General features: G+C 56.6%; 17 protein-coding genes and 1 pseudogene. 11 read left to right on the plus strand and 7 right to left on the minus strand.

Annotated features, from left to right (window positions below):
- The first annotated feature begins 793 nt into the window (after window positions 1-793).
- The 5 genes from IB244_RS30635 to IB244_RS30655 all read left to right on the plus strand — a co-directional run bounded on the left by IB244_RS30635 (window position 794) and on the right by IB244_RS30655 (window position 4,586).
- Window positions 794-1,042 carry a hypothetical protein gene (locus IB244_RS30635; RefSeq protein WP_113164318.1) on the plus strand — a complete coding sequence of 83 codons (249 nt, stop codon included), beginning with the start codon at window positions 794-796 and terminating at the stop codon, window positions 1,040-1,042.
- A 506-nt stretch (window positions 1,043-1,548) separates the two neighbouring features.
- Window positions 1,549-1,797: a hypothetical protein gene (locus tag IB244_RS30640; RefSeq protein WP_192306739.1), complete on the plus strand. Its 249-nt coding sequence runs from the start codon at window positions 1,549-1,551 to the stop codon at window positions 1,795-1,797.
- Window positions 1,798-2,144: 347 nt separating this feature from the next.
- Window positions 2,145-2,369, plus strand: a complete 225-nt coding sequence (locus IB244_RS30645; protein WP_192306740.1) for a hypothetical protein — start codon at window positions 2,145-2,147, stop codon at window positions 2,367-2,369.
- Between the two features lie 1,148 nt (window positions 2,370-3,517).
- Window positions 3,518-3,928, plus strand: a complete 411-nt coding sequence (locus IB244_RS30650; protein WP_192306741.1) for a hypothetical protein — start codon at window positions 3,518-3,520, stop codon at window positions 3,926-3,928.
- Between the two features lie 343 nt (window positions 3,929-4,271).
- Entirely contained in the window at window positions 4,272-4,586 is a 315-nt protein-coding gene (locus tag IB244_RS30655) for an EthD family reductase (RefSeq protein WP_112666604.1), read from the plus strand.
- A 26-nt stretch (window positions 4,587-4,612) separates the two neighbouring features.
- On the opposite strand, the gene IB244_RS30660 is transcribed toward IB244_RS30655, so the two are convergent.
- Window positions 4,613-4,951: a DUF982 domain-containing protein gene (locus IB244_RS30660; protein ID WP_192306743.1), complete on the minus strand. Its 339-nt coding sequence runs from the start codon at window positions 4,949-4,951 to the stop codon at window positions 4,613-4,615.
- A 261-nt stretch (window positions 4,952-5,212) separates the two neighbouring features.
- On the opposite strand from IB244_RS30660, the gene IB244_RS30665 reads away from it, so the two are divergent.
- Entirely contained in the window at window positions 5,213-5,935 is a 723-nt protein-coding gene (locus tag IB244_RS30665) for an SOS response-associated peptidase (protein WP_192306745.1), read from the plus strand.
- Between the two features lie 745 nt (window positions 5,936-6,680).
- On the opposite strand, the gene IB244_RS30670 is transcribed toward IB244_RS30665, so the two are convergent.
- A complete protein-coding gene (locus IB244_RS30670; RefSeq protein WP_192306747.1) occupies window positions 6,681-6,947 on the minus strand; it encodes a PilZ domain-containing protein in 267 nt (88 codons plus the stop codon).
- A gap of 1,190 nt (window positions 6,948-8,137) precedes the next feature.
- Between IB244_RS30670 and IB244_RS30675 the strand changes: the two genes are divergently transcribed.
- From IB244_RS30675 to IB244_RS30690, 4 genes are all read left to right on the plus strand, one after another.
- Window positions 8,138-8,440 (plus strand): DUF982 domain-containing protein, encoded by a 303-nt coding sequence (locus tag IB244_RS30675; protein WP_192306749.1) that lies wholly within the window; start codon window positions 8,138-8,140, stop codon window positions 8,438-8,440.
- A 684-nt stretch (window positions 8,441-9,124) separates the two neighbouring features.
- Entirely contained in the window at window positions 9,125-9,508 is a 384-nt protein-coding gene (locus IB244_RS30680) for a GFA family protein (protein ID WP_192306751.1), read from the plus strand.
- Window positions 9,509-10,695: 1,187 nt separating this feature from the next.
- Window positions 10,696-10,935, plus strand: coding sequence for a DUF982 domain-containing protein (locus tag IB244_RS30685; RefSeq protein ID WP_192306756.1), 240 nt, complete (start codon window positions 10,696-10,698; stop codon window positions 10,933-10,935).
- A 648-nt stretch (window positions 10,936-11,583) separates the two neighbouring features.
- A complete protein-coding gene (locus tag IB244_RS30690; RefSeq protein ID WP_192306758.1) occupies window positions 11,584-11,862 on the plus strand; it encodes a hypothetical protein in 279 nt (92 codons plus the stop codon).
- Window positions 11,863-12,035: 173 nt separating this feature from the next.
- Here the strand turns inward: IB244_RS30690 and IB244_RS30695 are convergent, their stop codons facing one another.
- The 4 genes from IB244_RS30695 to IB244_RS32835 all read right to left on the minus strand — a co-directional run bounded on the left by IB244_RS30695 (window position 12,036) and on the right by IB244_RS32835 (window position 13,622).
- Complete coding sequence (locus IB244_RS30695) at window positions 12,036-12,533, minus strand: hypothetical protein (RefSeq protein WP_192306768.1); 498 nt, start codon at window positions 12,531-12,533, stop codon at window positions 12,036-12,038.
- 322 nt (window positions 12,534-12,855) lie between these two features.
- A complete protein-coding gene (locus IB244_RS30700) occupies window positions 12,856-13,128 on the minus strand; it encodes a hypothetical protein (protein ID WP_192306769.1) in 273 nt (90 codons plus the stop codon).
- Entirely contained in the window at window positions 13,097-13,222 is a 126-nt protein-coding gene (locus IB244_RS32830; RefSeq protein WP_281412477.1) for a hypothetical protein, read from the minus strand. Before IB244_RS32830 ends, IB244_RS30700 begins: the two co-directional genes overlap by 32 nt.
- A gap of 271 nt (window positions 13,223-13,493) precedes the next feature.
- Window positions 13,494-13,622, minus strand: coding sequence for a hypothetical protein (locus tag IB244_RS32835; RefSeq protein ID WP_281419665.1), 129 nt, complete (start codon window positions 13,620-13,622; stop codon window positions 13,494-13,496).
- An 11-nt stretch (window positions 13,623-13,633) separates the two neighbouring features.
- Here IB244_RS32835 and IB244_RS33275 point away from each other — a divergent pair, with 11 nt between their 5' ends.
- The gene (locus tag IB244_RS33275; RefSeq protein WP_192306770.1) at window positions 13,634-14,011 is read left to right on the plus strand and encodes an autotransporter outer membrane beta-barrel domain-containing protein; all 378 of its coding nucleotides are present in this window, start codon (window positions 13,634-13,636) and stop codon (window positions 14,009-14,011) included.
- Between the two features lie 24 nt (window positions 14,012-14,035).
- On the opposite strand, the pseudogene IB244_RS30710 reads toward IB244_RS33275, so the two are convergent.
- Window positions 14,036-14,272, minus strand: a pseudogene (locus tag IB244_RS30710) (IS110 family transposase); the annotation flags it as partial.

The raw sequence follows: 14,272 nt of genomic DNA on the forward strand, positions 1-14,272 counted from the left end.
GCCGTTTCGAAGAGGCTCGGGCGACGTGGCAAGAGGTGCTGCGCGTCAATCCCGACTACTCCTTGGAATACCGCCGCAAAGTCTTGCCCTTCAAGAACCCCGCCGATTTCGAGCTCGTCATGGAAGGGCTACGCAAGGCCGGTGTCGTATGATGATGGGTGATTAAATGTCCGATCTTGAACCTGTTCGCCATTTCCACAGAAGATGAGCAGTAGCCGATGCCGGCTTAACCACCACCTCCAGCGTAATCGCCAGCAAGGTCTGCTTCGAGGAGTCTGCAAAGCCTCTCTCTACGGCCGGCATGGTCCTTCAGAGCTGATGCTTGTATTCCTGAAAGCTGCCTCGTCCTAAGAGAGATGCGAATTGTGCGCCCCTTTAGAGAGGCACCTTAGGCTCAATGCCTTTTGCAGCCTTGCCTTCCCGCGTGGCCGCCTCGCTGAGAACGAATCCGTTCCGATGCGCGACCCTGAGTCTGGCTATAGGGCTTGATCCATCCTCAGGGTCACACAACGGTTGTTCGCGAAGGCATACTATTCGCGTTCGACGGACAGCCTCACCAGGATAGGCGCATTCAGTCTTGCTTGCCACTTCGTCAGACTAAGGTCCAAATGAGGATCAGGCTTCAGTCCTATTTCTTCCGTGAAGAACAAAAGGCAATCTGTGGTTGATCCGAGTCGCACGCGCCCGAGACCTCGACGAGCGACGAAGGATCGAGGGCTTTCCCGGTCCCGCCGACCCGGAAAGCCCTTCTCATGTTTGAGTACCGCGATGTTTACCGGCATGGAACCACACAATGCGACAACGCGACGAAGCGCTTACATCGAACGATTTGTCCATCTGTGATGAAATCCTGAAGGACGTCGCACAAAAACACTTGATCAACGATCAGAACGACAGAGTCCATCTCGCGGCTATTGTCATTGAGATTTACCGCCAGGGAGTACGTGATCCGGAACAGTTATCTCTGTTGGCCGATGCGTCCTGCGAAGCGATGCTCGAAATGAGGCGCTCCGATCCTGGCGGCACACCGGCGGCCCTCTAAAACCTCTGAGGTGGACCACGCAGTGATTCTACCTTCGAGACATTGGGGACCAGTGTACGGGCGCGGCCCGGACGCTCGCGTGCAATTCGTTTCAATCGAAGAGCTCGACGCCATCAGGCAGTGTTCAGCAGAGTTGGGCGTAACGATATCGCCCGTCATAGTCACCGTCGTACACGTAGCGTGGCAAACGGGAGCATTGAGACAGGCGAGCATACCCCTTCCAACTCGACGAGCGCGTCACCGAGCATAGTCTTGCATTCGTCCATTGGGGCAGTGTCACCTATCTTCCTCTGGTCTGACTGAGCCAGATCGTGGGGGGCTCCGACCACATCGCGATACGCCTTCGTGCTGAAGCCCTCCTCGCCGCCTACGAAGCTAACAGCGAGTGCTCCGATGAAGATTGAAGCCATGACCGCTATTGGGTGAGGCACCTGTCACGATGAGCATCGAAGCCCACTCGGAACACGTAGGCCTTTAATCCGTTTTCTCCCCAAAGGAGAAGCCGCATGCCGACCCATAGCACCGCCAGCAGCCCTAGCAGATTGAAATGCCAACTGGCCGAGCTGAATGCCATCTGGCCAACCACAGGTGTTCTAAACGAAGAGCAACAGAGATTGATTGATGCATATCGTTCGGGACAAATCGACGACGAAGAGTTTCAACTGCACCTCGCAAATGATCCAGTGCTGGCCAATTACGTTGAGGAATTGTGCCAAGCTGGAGACGACGCTCCACGAGACCACATGGCGCCATAGGTGCGGCCCGACGCCTAAACCCTCGCGCCGGACCGCCAAGTCAGCGGTGCTGTCCGGGCAAGCTGATCCGCCCAGCGCTAACTTACCGGCAGTCCTACTGGGCATAACATTAGAGATCTATTAAATAAGACATGTCGGGACTTTGGTCGGACCCATCTGTTCGAGCCTGCAACCCACATCTCGCTAGTGTCTGCCCCTCACAGACACGAAGGCACCCCGGCTTCCGCTCGCGTACTATCGATGACACTGAAGAGCCGGTGGGGGTCTTGAATCATGGGGGTCTTGAGTCTCGAAAATCGACAAACCATCTCGTTTTCCGTCCAATTCAACAGAGGAGGAAAACTGAAATGAGCGGGAGATTTCATCGGCACGACGAGCCGTTGACGTCGGAGGATCTATCGAAATGCCAGGCTGCCCTTGAGCAGTACTGTCGTCAGAACAAGCTGGAAGCTGGATCCGAGGAAGGCCAGCGAGCGGCCGCAACCATCATCGAACTCTACCAGCAAGGCATACACGACGAGCGGCAGTTGAAGCTGCTTCTAGATAACGCACGCGGCTATGGTGCGCATTGATGCAGTCACAAGCGCTGCCTCGTGTCATGGAGAAGCCGAACAAGGCGCTCCTACAGACGTTCCCGGACAGATCGCGCCAGATCACCCTTCTCTGACGCGACCTTTCCATCGAAGAACATGCCCCGCCGGCAACACCGCGGGGCTCTTTTTGCGGCAATAGCGAAAGAAGCCGGCACATAGGCAATACATGCGGCACCCGTTCTAACTAAGGTGAGGTCGGGAACACACCCGCAGTTTTTCCCCTGTATCTTTTCGGTCCGAACGGTCTTCCTCGCCCGCTCGTGCCCACTCGGGTCGTTAAACCGGTGGGATTGCGACCGTGTGGCCAAGGATTGAGACCGCCACCAACAGTACGCACATCAACCCGATGAACGCCGTCACACTGAGAGCGATGAAATATTTCTGATTCACCGTTTGAAGATGGGAAGCGTCATAGCCCGCGACTAGTGCGGCTTCTCGTCACGCACGACCATCTTGGCGGCCTTCACCATTGGACATCTTCCTTGGAGAGTGGAACAATTTCCCGCGACAATGGTTGTATTGTTGCTTTGAGAACTTGAACTCCTCTCAAAGCTTATAACCCTTTTGCCCCGCTTCCCCCGCGGGGCTTTTTTGTCCCGATGTTCAGGGGATTAGTATCCACGTCGCTTGTGACGAAAGGTACTGGCGTCGAGAACGAACCGAGAAACGGCCCTTGGCTAACAACTGTTGACGCCTTTGGTTTGCGGGATCAAAGTGGCCATGGCGCCTCCCCCAGGGCGCCTGTGCTATGATGGCACGGCGGTCCGTATGCCTCCCCGGCGGCGCGGACCGCTTAAGCCCGACCGATCGCCCAAACCATGAAGACGAAAGAAACAGTGGCGGCGAAGGCGGCAATAGCTAGATTTGTATCCAAGATAACCTCCTTAAATGCAGAGATATATTGAACGCGACTGACGCCCCCGAGTTCCATTGAGCTTCAATCAACCGCCGAGGCGGGAGAAGCCGAAGAAGCGGTCAAGAAAACGGGGGCGAAGCCCCGTCCTTTACTATGCTGCAGGCAACTGCTTCTTGCCGTTCAGTTTGAACAGCTTGTACTGCGTCTTCGAGTGGCTGTCGGCAGTCGCCTTGTTGATGCGATTGGCATAGCCTGGAAAAACGGGGAACTCGTGAGTTCCGACCAACTTGACGGCGGGTCGTTTGAGGCCATTTCATACCCCAACTTCGGGGCGGAAGTTATCTCATCTCGTGCGGCGCAATTCGAGGAGATATTCCGTATGTTCACCGCGGCCAAACACCAATCCTACCTTTCCGATTATAAGGGCTATCGGCTGGAGGCGACGTGCGCCTGTTGCAGGCGACGTAAAGCCTACTCGACGGATTATATCCGGGAGAAAATTGGGGATTGCCAACTCGACGGCCTGAAGACCGCGATAGGCACCGTCTGGGGCTGCGATAGGGTCTACAACGTCAATGCCGACCAATGCGGCCTGCGCGTGGAAATCACCGGGAAGATCAACAAAACACCCGACATCATTCGGAAAAGAGACGATGAGCCCAGGTCCAAACGAAAAATTTAGCTAACAGGTCAGCCCGGGTGGACTATCAACCCAAGCACAAGTGGCGCCGAACCAAGATCGACGACAACGACGCACCGACGGACAACGACTGGTCCGGGTACGATGGGGAGACTGACCTTGGGAGAATTCAGCTACCGCACGGCCCAATGAAGGGGACAGTGGCTCTGGTCCGGAATCGGGCCACGTGTGCCTAAGCGACTCTCGCCGCATCAGGGCTATGAAGCAGAAGGCCGGGAGGCTATGCGCAAGGTCGAGGAATACTACGAGCAGCTTCTCGAATATAATGGACTCAGGCTATAAACCCCTCGGACCAGTGAAGAAGCGCCCAAGCAGGAGCCCGACCATGATCAAAATGAGCGTCTACTATCCGGCCGATGGGGGCTCGAAATTTGATCACGACTACTACCGCACACGCCATTTGCCACTGATCCAGGAACGCATGGGCGATGCCTGCCTGCGCTACGAGGTCGATAAGGGACTTGGGGGTCGCGACCCAGGAAGCGTGCCGGAATTCGTCGCGGCGTGCCACATCTACTCGCCGACCCTTGAGACATTCCAGGAGGCGTTCGGTCCTCACCGCGCGGAGATCGTCGCGGATGTCGCCAACTATACGGACATCGTGCCAATCGTACAGTTCAGCGAAATCGTTGGAGGTTAAGGGCTTCGGCCGCGCGAGACCAACGATCAGTTAGCCGAAGGCTGTTCTCTGGGTTTAGTCTTCGGACGCTTCTCGCCCCGCACCTGTATGTACTCCTCCTTGACCATCAGCATCTCAGCGGCAAGCGCTGCAGCTACGAAAGCCGCCCTCGCCTGCTCCGGGTCACGATGCCCTTCCATCGCCTCAAGGCACATGGCCTGCGCAACCACCCACTCCTTGCCCCGATGATCTTCCGGCCACCGGTAAAGCAGGCTGTAGGCCAGATCGCTTAGCGAGCAGTGCCGGCGCATGTTGATGCCCTGGCGCTTCTCGACGCACACAAATACGTCCCGGATTGAGATATGTTCACCTACGTATTCTGCCATGGGTCACCTCTGGCCGAATCAGGTGAGGATTAAATCCGACCAGTCAAGACACTTTTTAAGAATCTTCTAATTTGTCCGCTGTGGGACAAACGCGCTCGTCGAGAGCCAGCCGAAGCCTATCGATCGTTGGGGGATACAGAAGAAGGTCGGGAAGGGATTGACGCTCGCTCACTTCGCCGGCCTCTTGCGCTGCAAGTGTGGGCACAAGGGCGCCCTCTTGATGGTGAGGCATTTGTCGCGAGACTGAAGGGAGGTTTGGGAATGTGCGGACGCATCTACATCGAGGCAACTCTCGAGGAGATGCTGCAGAACTTCGCGTGCGCCGACCGCGGTGACGTCGGGAGCCTCAGCAACCAGTTCCCGAGGTATAACGGCGCCCCTTCCCTCTACTATCCGATCATCATTCGCGACATGGTGCGCGAGCCTGATATCATGGGGCCGGTCTTTGTTTCAGCTCGTTGGGGCCTCCAACCGTCTTGGATGAAGCCGGGAGGCCGACCGCCTCCGATCAACGCACGCCGCGAGGGCATCGCCACCAATGGCCTGTTCAAGTCGGCGTATCGATTACGTCGGTGCCTCGTGCCAATCAACGGCTACTTCGAATGGAAGGACATCTACGGGACGGGCAAGAACAAGCAGCCCTACGCGATTGCCATGGCCGATGACAGCCCATTCGCGCTCGCCGGCATATGGGACACATGGCGAGATCCAACCACCGGCGTTGAGATCCGCAATTTTGCGGCCATTACGTGCCCACCAAACGAGATGATGGCGACAATCCATGACCGAATGCCCGTCATCCTGCATCGAGGCGATTACGACCGGTGGCTATCACCGGAGCCAGACCCGGACGACCTCATGAGGCCCTTCCCCGCCGAACTGATGAAGATGTGGCCGGTCGACAGAAAGGTCGGCTCGCCAAGGAACGATACGGCGGACATCATCGACGAGATCGACCCTGATCCCGAACCGACGACGATCTGATCGAGGGGCCAGGCCAGCGCCTAGTCGCAGACGTTCCTGTATCGCACAACCCGGTGGCCGTGGCGGTATCCGTAGTACCTCTGTGTCCAGCAGCGTTGGGCGTCGCGATATCCCGGGCCATCGTAGTCGTCATCGTACACGTAGCGTGGTGAATAGCGATAGTACCGCGGGGCCGGCGGATCATCGTAGTAGCGAGGGCCGGTGCCATACTCAAAGTAGATCTGAGAGAATGCCGGCGACGCTGACAGCGTAGTCGCGAACGCCAGCGCTGCGATAGCGAGCTTCTTCATGTCTTATTCCCATTCCGGTTTGCGCATAGACGTTGGTAAGGCGGTGTCTCACGCTTCGGTGTTAATACGTCATTAGCGTTGTTCCTGAACATCGGACCTAAGTCCGAGATGGATCGGACTCGGGTCTGGTGGCGTCAGGACCTTTGTCCGACTGTTCAAGCCAGCCCTATCCCGCATAACTTGCGCCGTCCAACCCCACCGGACACCGGAATGCTCCGGCACGCCCCTCGCGTGCAAACCCCTCGGCGCCTTCCGGAACCCGCCCAGAAACGACCCCACGGTTGACGCTTAGCCTCACGTGCATCAGACCTTAATCCGGTGGTGCCGCATATTGAGCGTAAGATACGCGTGTCCCGAAAGCTTAGCGGCTTGGGCGGGACAAGTCTTCGTCCTCCAGCCCGCGGAGGCTTCCGGCAAATTGCCAGCGTCTGCTGTTCCGATAGTCTACCACCGGCTCATGCGGCATTGACTGACGGCTGCGAGAAAGAGACTCCCAGGGAAGATACCTGACGCCATGCGATACGGCAGGAACGAAAAACGCGACCATCTGAAAGATGCAAATCGAAGTCCGCTGGTGGGACTGCAATAGCGCCATCCATAACCAGACGCGCGCCGCCGTCTGACAGGTCCTTGACGACACAATCCAAAACGCTGGAGCCTCCATTGAGAAGGATTTTCGCACCGATGAGCGTGCGCCTCCGATGAGTTTTTCTGCCGTCCATAAAACGCCCTGCCTATGTCGCGCCACCGTGTACGCAGGGATCGTAAAAACTGAGTATACGAGCCGGTGATGGCAAACAAAAAAAACCCCGCTGAAGGAAGCGGGGTGGGAGTTAGTGTGACTGGAAAGGGGTCTGAACAAGAGTGTTCAAGTCCTGACAAGTAACGCACACTGGTCTGCCGGGGTTCCAGTACGCAAGCGTACCGTGGCAGAAAATGATCCCCGCAGTCGCGGTTGCGGGGCAATTGAGCATTGAGGCTTCGCTGGGAGAAAGTTACCCGAAGCCCGACCTTAAACGGAAAAGACGCGCGTTTGGTTCCTGCTTTTTCGGTAGCCCTGCGGCGCTCGGAACTAGCAAAGAAAATGCCCTCCGGCGGGGTATCAGCGCAGAGGGCTAGTTTTGAGAAAGCACCCTCGGGAGAGCGGTCCCGAAAGCACCGTGGCATTCTAACCCTAATATAAAGTGTCGCTAATATTTTTTGCGTCGCTCGCTCGAAAGCACCGGGAGGCTGCACCTCTCGAAAAAGGAGGGCGGGGTTGAGTTGGGGACGTTATGTCAGGGCGGACCGAACGCCTGTGTTCTCAGTTCCGCCAATTTAAAAAACGCCGGGGCAATCCCTCTGTCCCGGTACGTCAGCGAACACACCAAAAAAATGGCACCGCTGAAGGAAAGCGGGGCCAGAATTGGGGGTCATGAGTGGAGGAATCGAGTGTCGCTCTCAGTTCCTCCGGCGTGTCCAACGCAGCGATACCACCGCCGGTTCCGTAGAGGCTGGCAATTTCTCGTGTCGAGATGAGAAGGACCCGCAGTCGCGGATGCGGGGCAAAGGAGCGTTAAAGCTTCGCGGGGGGTCCGCAAAAGCCAATAGCAAAACCGCTAGCGTCGCGGCCGGTTCCGGTTTGCTAGCGAACCACTGGTGCTCCACCAGGAACGGAACAAATATCGAAGTTGGTGGTTTATCTCGCGTGGAACGGCTTTGCCCCTCCTTGCCGTTTCTTTGAATGCATCTGCTCTGCTTACCAGCCCCGCTTGGCCTCCACGCCGGCGGGGCACGTTTTTGTCTGATGGTAGGGTCTCTGTCGCGGTGTCGCGGGTGGCAACCGTTAAGATTTCGCGTGCCGCCTCTTGAGCTGGAGCACACCGAATATTAGATTCTTCTTACGTTGTCTTTGTAAGAAAAGGAGGAAAAAATGACGACGTCAGATGTCCTCTGGAACATCCCTGTTAACGTTCGATTACAGAATGGCATCGAGAAGTCTTTTCAGAGTGTCCACGACACCTTGGACTTCCTCGAAAATGAATGGCCCTCTCCCCGCGGAGCCTATCACGATGCAGCGGTCATTAGCTGTCGGAGGGCCCTGAATCACCAGACGCCACCCGCGGTCAGCAAAGAACTTTTTCTTGCGGCATGTCTAGAGGCTGGCCTTGCGGCTCGAAACAACATGCGACCAGATAGCCATCACTCTTCACCGACGGTTCATCGAAACTTATAGCCCGACCGCGTAGTTGATCCGCTGAAATGGCAGATTGCCCTTTCGCTGTCGATCCCTGCCCCGCTTGTGCCCAGGCGGGGTCATTCTTTCGACTTCAACCACGAAAAAATACGACATTATACGAATATCATTTCGGTGTCGGTGAGATCATCGTGAGTAGGCGTCGAGAACGGATTTGACGGCCGCGGCGCAGGGTCGAAAGATCCCTGTCCAAGGGCTGCGTAGAATCGGGCCTTGGCCTCAGCGTCGGTCTGAACCAGGCGCATTCGTTTTTAATTGACGAATACGACTTTTACGGTAGTGTTAGCTATTCTTTTGTTACCTCTCAGTTGTTCCCCTACTCAAGCCCCGTTAGGTCGCGGGGTTTTCTTTTGTCTTTGTGGGAAAGAACCGCGCAGATTTTACGAGTCCGCGGTGCGAGAGTTTGACGCTACATAATATTAGCGGTTGCTGTAAGGTTGTGTTGCTGCTCTCCTTTGGCACAGGGAGGTTCAAATGTCGGCTGGACCCCTTCCTCGGACCTCCCACTTCGCCCATAACGCAGACATTGACGTCCTTGGTAGACAAGCACAAACTAGTGTCGGCGCCTCCCCCAGAGCGCCTGCGCTATGATAGCACGGCGGTCCGAATGCTCCCGCCACCGGGCCGCTTCCGTCGTCAAGCTCAAAGAGCTGAGGAGTTAGTTTGACCCGTCTGGCCCATTGCTCTTGTCGCCAGCTTCAGATCGAAGCCGATGGTGATCCACTCAAGGTATCGATTTGCCATTGCACAGAATGCCAGCGTCGAACTGGCTCAGCATTTGGTGTTGGGGTTTTCTATAGGTCAACGCAAGTTGGCTCCTCGGGAGACTATCGAACCTATGTGCGACAGGGCGACAGCGGAAAGGGCGTGGAGTTTCGTTTCTGCCCTAATTGTGGGTCTACCGTATATTGGCTGCCGCAGTTTCGGCCCGGTCTGGTTGCTGTTGCCCTAGGCTCTTTTGACGATGCCCAATCGATTCTGCCAAGCCAGAGTGTTTATGACGCATATCGGCATTCGTGGGTCCAGTTAAACCTCAATCCCCTTTGATAGGCGGCTTCCGTGACCTCGGTTTACGACATGAGCAGCCTGCTTACGGAAGGACGTCCGGAAGACAGGCGCGGCGATGCGCGCGTTGCTGTGGAGTCTTGTTAACCAAGGGCCGATCTGTTGACTACAATGCCTTACAGCATCACAGTGGCCACAGCGCTCTCCCCAGCGCGCCAGTGCTCGATGCACCGGCGGCCCGCACCCCGAAACTTGCGGGCCGCTTGCATCGGTAGGATTTTGTCCATCAGGTTTGTCTGAAACCTACGCATTGGCTGCCAGAGTATCACGGATGAAGCACTGGCCTCGCCCGCATGTTGCCTCAGCGGCCCCTTACCAACCACACCGACCCGGAGAGCGAGTGCACCCGTCCGGTTCCGGTTTGCGAGCGATAGTGGTGCTCCACCAGGAACGGAACAAATGTCGAAGTTGCTGGTTTAAGTCGCACGGAACGGCTTTCCCCCTCTTCACCGCTCCCGCTTAAACTGCATTTGCCTTAGAGCCCCGCTTGGCCTCCACGCCGGCGGGTCTTTCGTTGACCAGCCACGAAAATCAAAGTTGGATTTGGTGAAAATCGACGGCATCCTACTGGCGTCCAAACTTCTGACCTTGACCCGCTCTACGCGGGGCTTTTTTCGGACTTCGGTCCCAACGATCGATCTTCCTTGCCCCGCGCTTGTGCCCATCAGGATTTTTTCGCGTCCACTACACCGGCGGGATTGCGACCACATGGTCAAGGATTGAGACCGCCACCAACAGTACGCACATCAACCCGATAAACGCCGTCACACTCAGAGCGATGAAATGTTTCTGATTCATCGTTTGGAGATAGGAAGCCTCATGGCGCCCGCCCAGTGCGGCTACTCGTCACGCACGACCATCCCTGCCCGGCCTTGAGAAGTTGGCGGCCCAAGGCCAGATACGACGTGCTCTTGCCTTGAGCGGGAACCGTGAGTGAGCTTCCTCACGGCGACCCGAACCGATCCTGAAAGCATTCAGGCTCGGGGCGCCGCAAATGTCGCCATCGAGCTCATGTCGTCGAATTCGACGCTCACGCCCCGAGAGTTGCTGGAGTTGCTCCTTCTTCGTCTACCCGCGAAATAGCGGGAACAAACGTGTCACGGGCGAGGTTTAAAGAGTGGCTGCCGATCGATCAGTGTATATCCCTTTGAAGCGGAATCGGAGACCTTGTGTCGTCACGTTGGGTCGTTTTAGTCGTTGAACGCAACCATGTGCTGCACACCATTGCATCCGCAGATGAAGCCCTGGAAATGCTATTTGCGAACTGGCCGGTGACACAAGGCCGCGCCTTCTTCTCGGCGATGCAGGCCTGCGCTGGTACCATGGCAGGAGGAGTAACCCAGAGAGAGGCCCAGTCCGCATTCCTTGCAGCGGCTCTTGATGCAAAGGTAGTGTTCCGGCTCGCCTAGGCGACACGCCCCAATCAGCTTTGTGACTGCGACAAAGCGCTCAGTCAGCCACGCCAATGGCGACCCATATGAGGAAAATCGCTATCAGGATCTTTTCCATGCGCGACCTTGGTTGCTCGGAACAAAGCTCAAAGTTGTTAGCTGAAAAGATGGGACGGCAAGATATTCCGGTCTGCGTCGTTTCACTTTCCAAACTGTAAACTGCCAAAGGGCGCCGCTCGCCAGAACCCTTGCGGGGCACCTGTTTTTCCTCGCGACTGGAACGATCAGGCGTGAGCGCTGAGACCTGGCGCCCATCTCGACAAACAAAAAAGGCCGGGGCTAAACCGCACCGACCTTCCTCACATCGCTACTCATACCAATGCCAGTACATCCGTGGTCAAAAGCAGAAAGCAACTGCGCCGATTGCGAGCGACAGACATGTTCCAGCGCTCATCAGCAATGCCGATAGCCGCCATATAGACACTCCTCGCATGAAACGCAACGACAATCTTCGGTTTTGTTATAAAGGACGAATAAAAACATTGATTGCATGAATTAAGTTGCGTGAGGAAAGAGCGTGGAGCATGGTCTGTAAGTCAGCAGTCTATTTTACGGGCGCTGCTGCTTCGGGGCAAAATGCCCTCGCCCCAAAAGAAGGAGGACCAGATGTCTTCCGAACTGCACGTCGTCCTGAAATCAAAAGACCTCCTCATGCTGCAAGGCGTATTGGATGCGGCTGGCTACGGCCCGGCCACCAGCGTTTCCGATCCCAAAAGCTATAACGTCGCAGCGAAACTGCTCGTCGGACTTTTTCACCGTGGCATGACATCAGAAGAAGATCTGACTATGGAACTCGAGAGGCACTTTGGCAGCATAATGTCGCCAATTTCGCCGCCCAGTTTCGAGCGAACACGGGCTGCTATTCAAGGCCGCCCGCTGTCGTAAAGGTCCCGCGTACGACCTCCCAATTTTGGTCGGCGGCCTCCGAGCGAGGCCAAGTTCCACGCAAGGCCGCTAACAGAAAAAACCCCGCTGAAGGAAGCGGGGTGGGAGTTTGCATTTGAACCCGGCAGTCGCGGTTGCGGGGCAATGGAACATTGAGGCATTGCTGGGAGAGATTAAGCAAAGCCAGACCCCAAAACGGATAGGGCGCGCTTTCGTTCCAACCTCTCTTGGATGATTCCGCGCGGCATGGAAACCGGGCGATTTGCTATTGAAGGAAAACAGGTAGCTCTGCTTGCCGAGGCGACGAGATCATAGCCAGCGTCTTTCGACGACGCGTCGCAGTTCTTCAGCCAGGTCAATTGGACCTGACCCCTCCCATAGAGCACATGGTCGTATTTGCCCGCAGGCTGGCCATACTCGCGCTTGGCGACGATCCAGCGAGCGCTGACGTCATCCTTGGCAAAACCCTCTCTTACTGGAACCATGCGGGCGCCGGTCTCGTGGTAGGCCGCGGCGAGAGCATAGGCGAGCGTCTTGTCTCGTCCATCTCCATGAGTGGCGAAGGCATCCAGAATGCCGTTGATGCCGTCCACCTGCGACTGGCTGAGAGACGTGCCGAAAACGCCACACGTGCGACGGCGCAGCGCAGCGAAGAACGCTGTACGATCCATTTAAAGCTCCAGATTGTGAGGTCAGACGTGCGAAGAAGTTCGCTTCGCGTAGAGGTTGGGCCGCATACCTCTATTGGATGAGGTGCTATCTACGGCCAGTTGTGTCCCTATGAGCCCGACAGCAATGATGCGGTCAGCTTCAATAGTATGCAAAAGGAAGCTCGCCTCCCCGGCGGGCTTTTTGCGGTTCTGAGCGACCCTTCAAAAGAATGACCTGATAACGCGAACGAGGTCATTACCCGATTCAAGCGGAAGAGATATGCTCGAAAAACAACCTTGCAAGCAGGCGTTGCTTGTGAGAGGGGCTGTGCGAGGGTGATCCTCAGAACCCGTCATCCTTGCATATCCCTTCTAAGGCCACACTGCGGCGGCGGCCGCGCCCTCCGCATCGGATATGGTCGGAGCCGCCTCGATTGCAGCTTTCGTCCCCCAGACGCACCGCTTCGATCGCCGCGCCGATGATTTGCCACTGCTGATAAGCGCCGTTCACGGCCGCAGCGACCTCTTCCAAGGTCGCGGCAGTGATGCCGACTTCTTCCGACAAACGCGGATAGGCAGAAGGCTCAGTCGGACACCTGCTGTTCTGCGCAGGCATCCAGTATCGTTTCCATGCCGAACACCTGAGACTGGCCAAGCGAGCCGCCAAAGATCGACGCTCGCGTAGCATCGAAGAAATGCTTGCGGTCCATAGGACGCTCCAGATTGTGGGAGGTCAGAAAGGGTTAACGGCCTTGAGCCCGCTGCTGAATGTTACAGCCAGAAACTTATTTTGAGACGACATTGCCCCCGACTTCGCTAGGTTCCTCCTCATGTGGGGAGTAACTCGAATGAACTTGGAAGCGCGCGCTGAAGCGTATCAAATCGACTGGCAGAGCGTGGTCATGGCGCTAACGATGCCATTGGCCATTGCAGTCGTTTCGTTTGGCTGCCAGTTCTTCCTGTAATTGAATTGCGCGATCCTTAAAGCGTCGAAGCAGGCAAGATGAACCCGTTTATCTGCTCTTCCGTAAAGCCCATGGCCGCAAAGCCATCGGCCATCATCGGCTCTGTGCGTACGAAGGTGCCGGAATACTCGTAGGCGATCTGCACCGCCTTCGATTGTGAGGCGATCCACGCGTCGACATGGAACGTTCGCCACCAACTACGACTCCGACACGGAAACGGCTCTCCGAACCGAACTTGGCGCGAGATTCGAGCGCACTCTCCCGACAGAAAGCGGCAACGTTCGTCTGACAGGGCGCGTGGCTTGGGCGTGGAATGCGGAAACAGCGCGCTCCGTCACAGCGAGCTTTCAAAACCTGGCAACGTCCAGCTTTACCGCTAATGGCGCGGAGACCGGCCGGAACGCGCTGCTTTTGGATGCCGGCGCCGACTTTGTCGCAAGCGCCAACATGTCGGTTGGTCTCGGAGTCAACGCTGCGTTCTCAACCGACGACCTTGCTTATGCTGCACCTGCAAAATTGAAGTACCGCTGGTAAGCATTTCACAAAAAAGCAACGGTGTTAGGCGTCAATCACCGTTGCTCGATAGTCTCTCATTTTGGCATTGAGGATTATGATCATCCTTCGCATGACCGCGACGAGAGCGACCTTTCCGGGCTTTCCTTTCGCTCTCAGTCGTTCGAAGACGGCCTTCATGGCTGGATCGAAGCGGATGGCGGGCAAGGCGGCGATGTAAAGGGCGTCGCGCACTGGTTTGCGGCCGCCGGCAATCATCCTCTTGCCACGCATCAGGCCACT

This window comes from Rhizobium sp. RHZ02 (assembly GCF_014851575.1).
Classification (GTDB): domain Bacteria; phylum Pseudomonadota; class Alphaproteobacteria; order Rhizobiales; family Rhizobiaceae; genus Rhizobium; species Rhizobium altiplani.

What these genes read in the sequence shown, in the direction of transcription:
- IB244_RS30635 (WP_113164318.1), top strand. Translation starts at nt 794, where the DNA reads ATGCGACAACGCGACGAAGCGCTTACATCGAACGATTTGTCCATCTGT.
- IB244_RS30640 (WP_192306739.1), top strand. Translation starts at nt 1,549, where the DNA reads ATGCCGACCCATAGCACCGCCAGCAGCCCTAGCAGATTGAAATGCCAA.
- IB244_RS30645 (WP_192306740.1), top strand. Translation starts at nt 2,145, where the DNA reads ATGAGCGGGAGATTTCATCGGCACGACGAGCCGTTGACGTCGGAGGAT.
- IB244_RS30655 (WP_112666604.1), top strand. Translation starts at nt 4,272, where the DNA reads ATGATCAAAATGAGCGTCTACTATCCGGCCGATGGGGGCTCGAAATTT.
- IB244_RS30660 (WP_192306743.1), bottom strand. Translation starts at nt 4,951, where the DNA reads ATGGCAGAATACGTAGGTGAACATATCTCAATCCGGGACGTATTTGTG.
- IB244_RS30665 (WP_192306745.1), top strand. Translation starts at nt 5,213, where the DNA reads ATGTGCGGACGCATCTACATCGAGGCAACTCTCGAGGAGATGCTGCAG.
- IB244_RS30670 (WP_192306747.1), bottom strand. Translation starts at nt 6,947, where the DNA reads ATGGACGGCAGAAAAACTCATCGGAGGCGCACGCTCATCGGTGCGAAA.
- IB244_RS30675 (WP_192306749.1), top strand. Translation starts at nt 8,138, where the DNA reads ATGACGACGTCAGATGTCCTCTGGAACATCCCTGTTAACGTTCGATTA.
- IB244_RS30690 (WP_192306758.1), top strand. Translation starts at nt 11,584, where the DNA reads ATGTCTTCCGAACTGCACGTCGTCCTGAAATCAAAAGACCTCCTCATG.
- IB244_RS30695 (WP_192306768.1), bottom strand. Translation starts at nt 12,533, where the DNA reads ATGGATCGTACAGCGTTCTTCGCTGCGCTGCGCCGTCGCACGTGTGGC.
- IB244_RS30700 (WP_192306769.1), bottom strand. Translation starts at nt 13,128, where the DNA reads ATGCCTGCGCAGAACAGCAGGTGTCCGACTGAGCCTTCTGCCTATCCG.
- IB244_RS32830 (WP_281412477.1), bottom strand. Translation starts at nt 13,222, where the DNA reads ATGGACCGCAAGCATTTCTTCGATGCTACGCGAGCGTCGATCTTTGGC.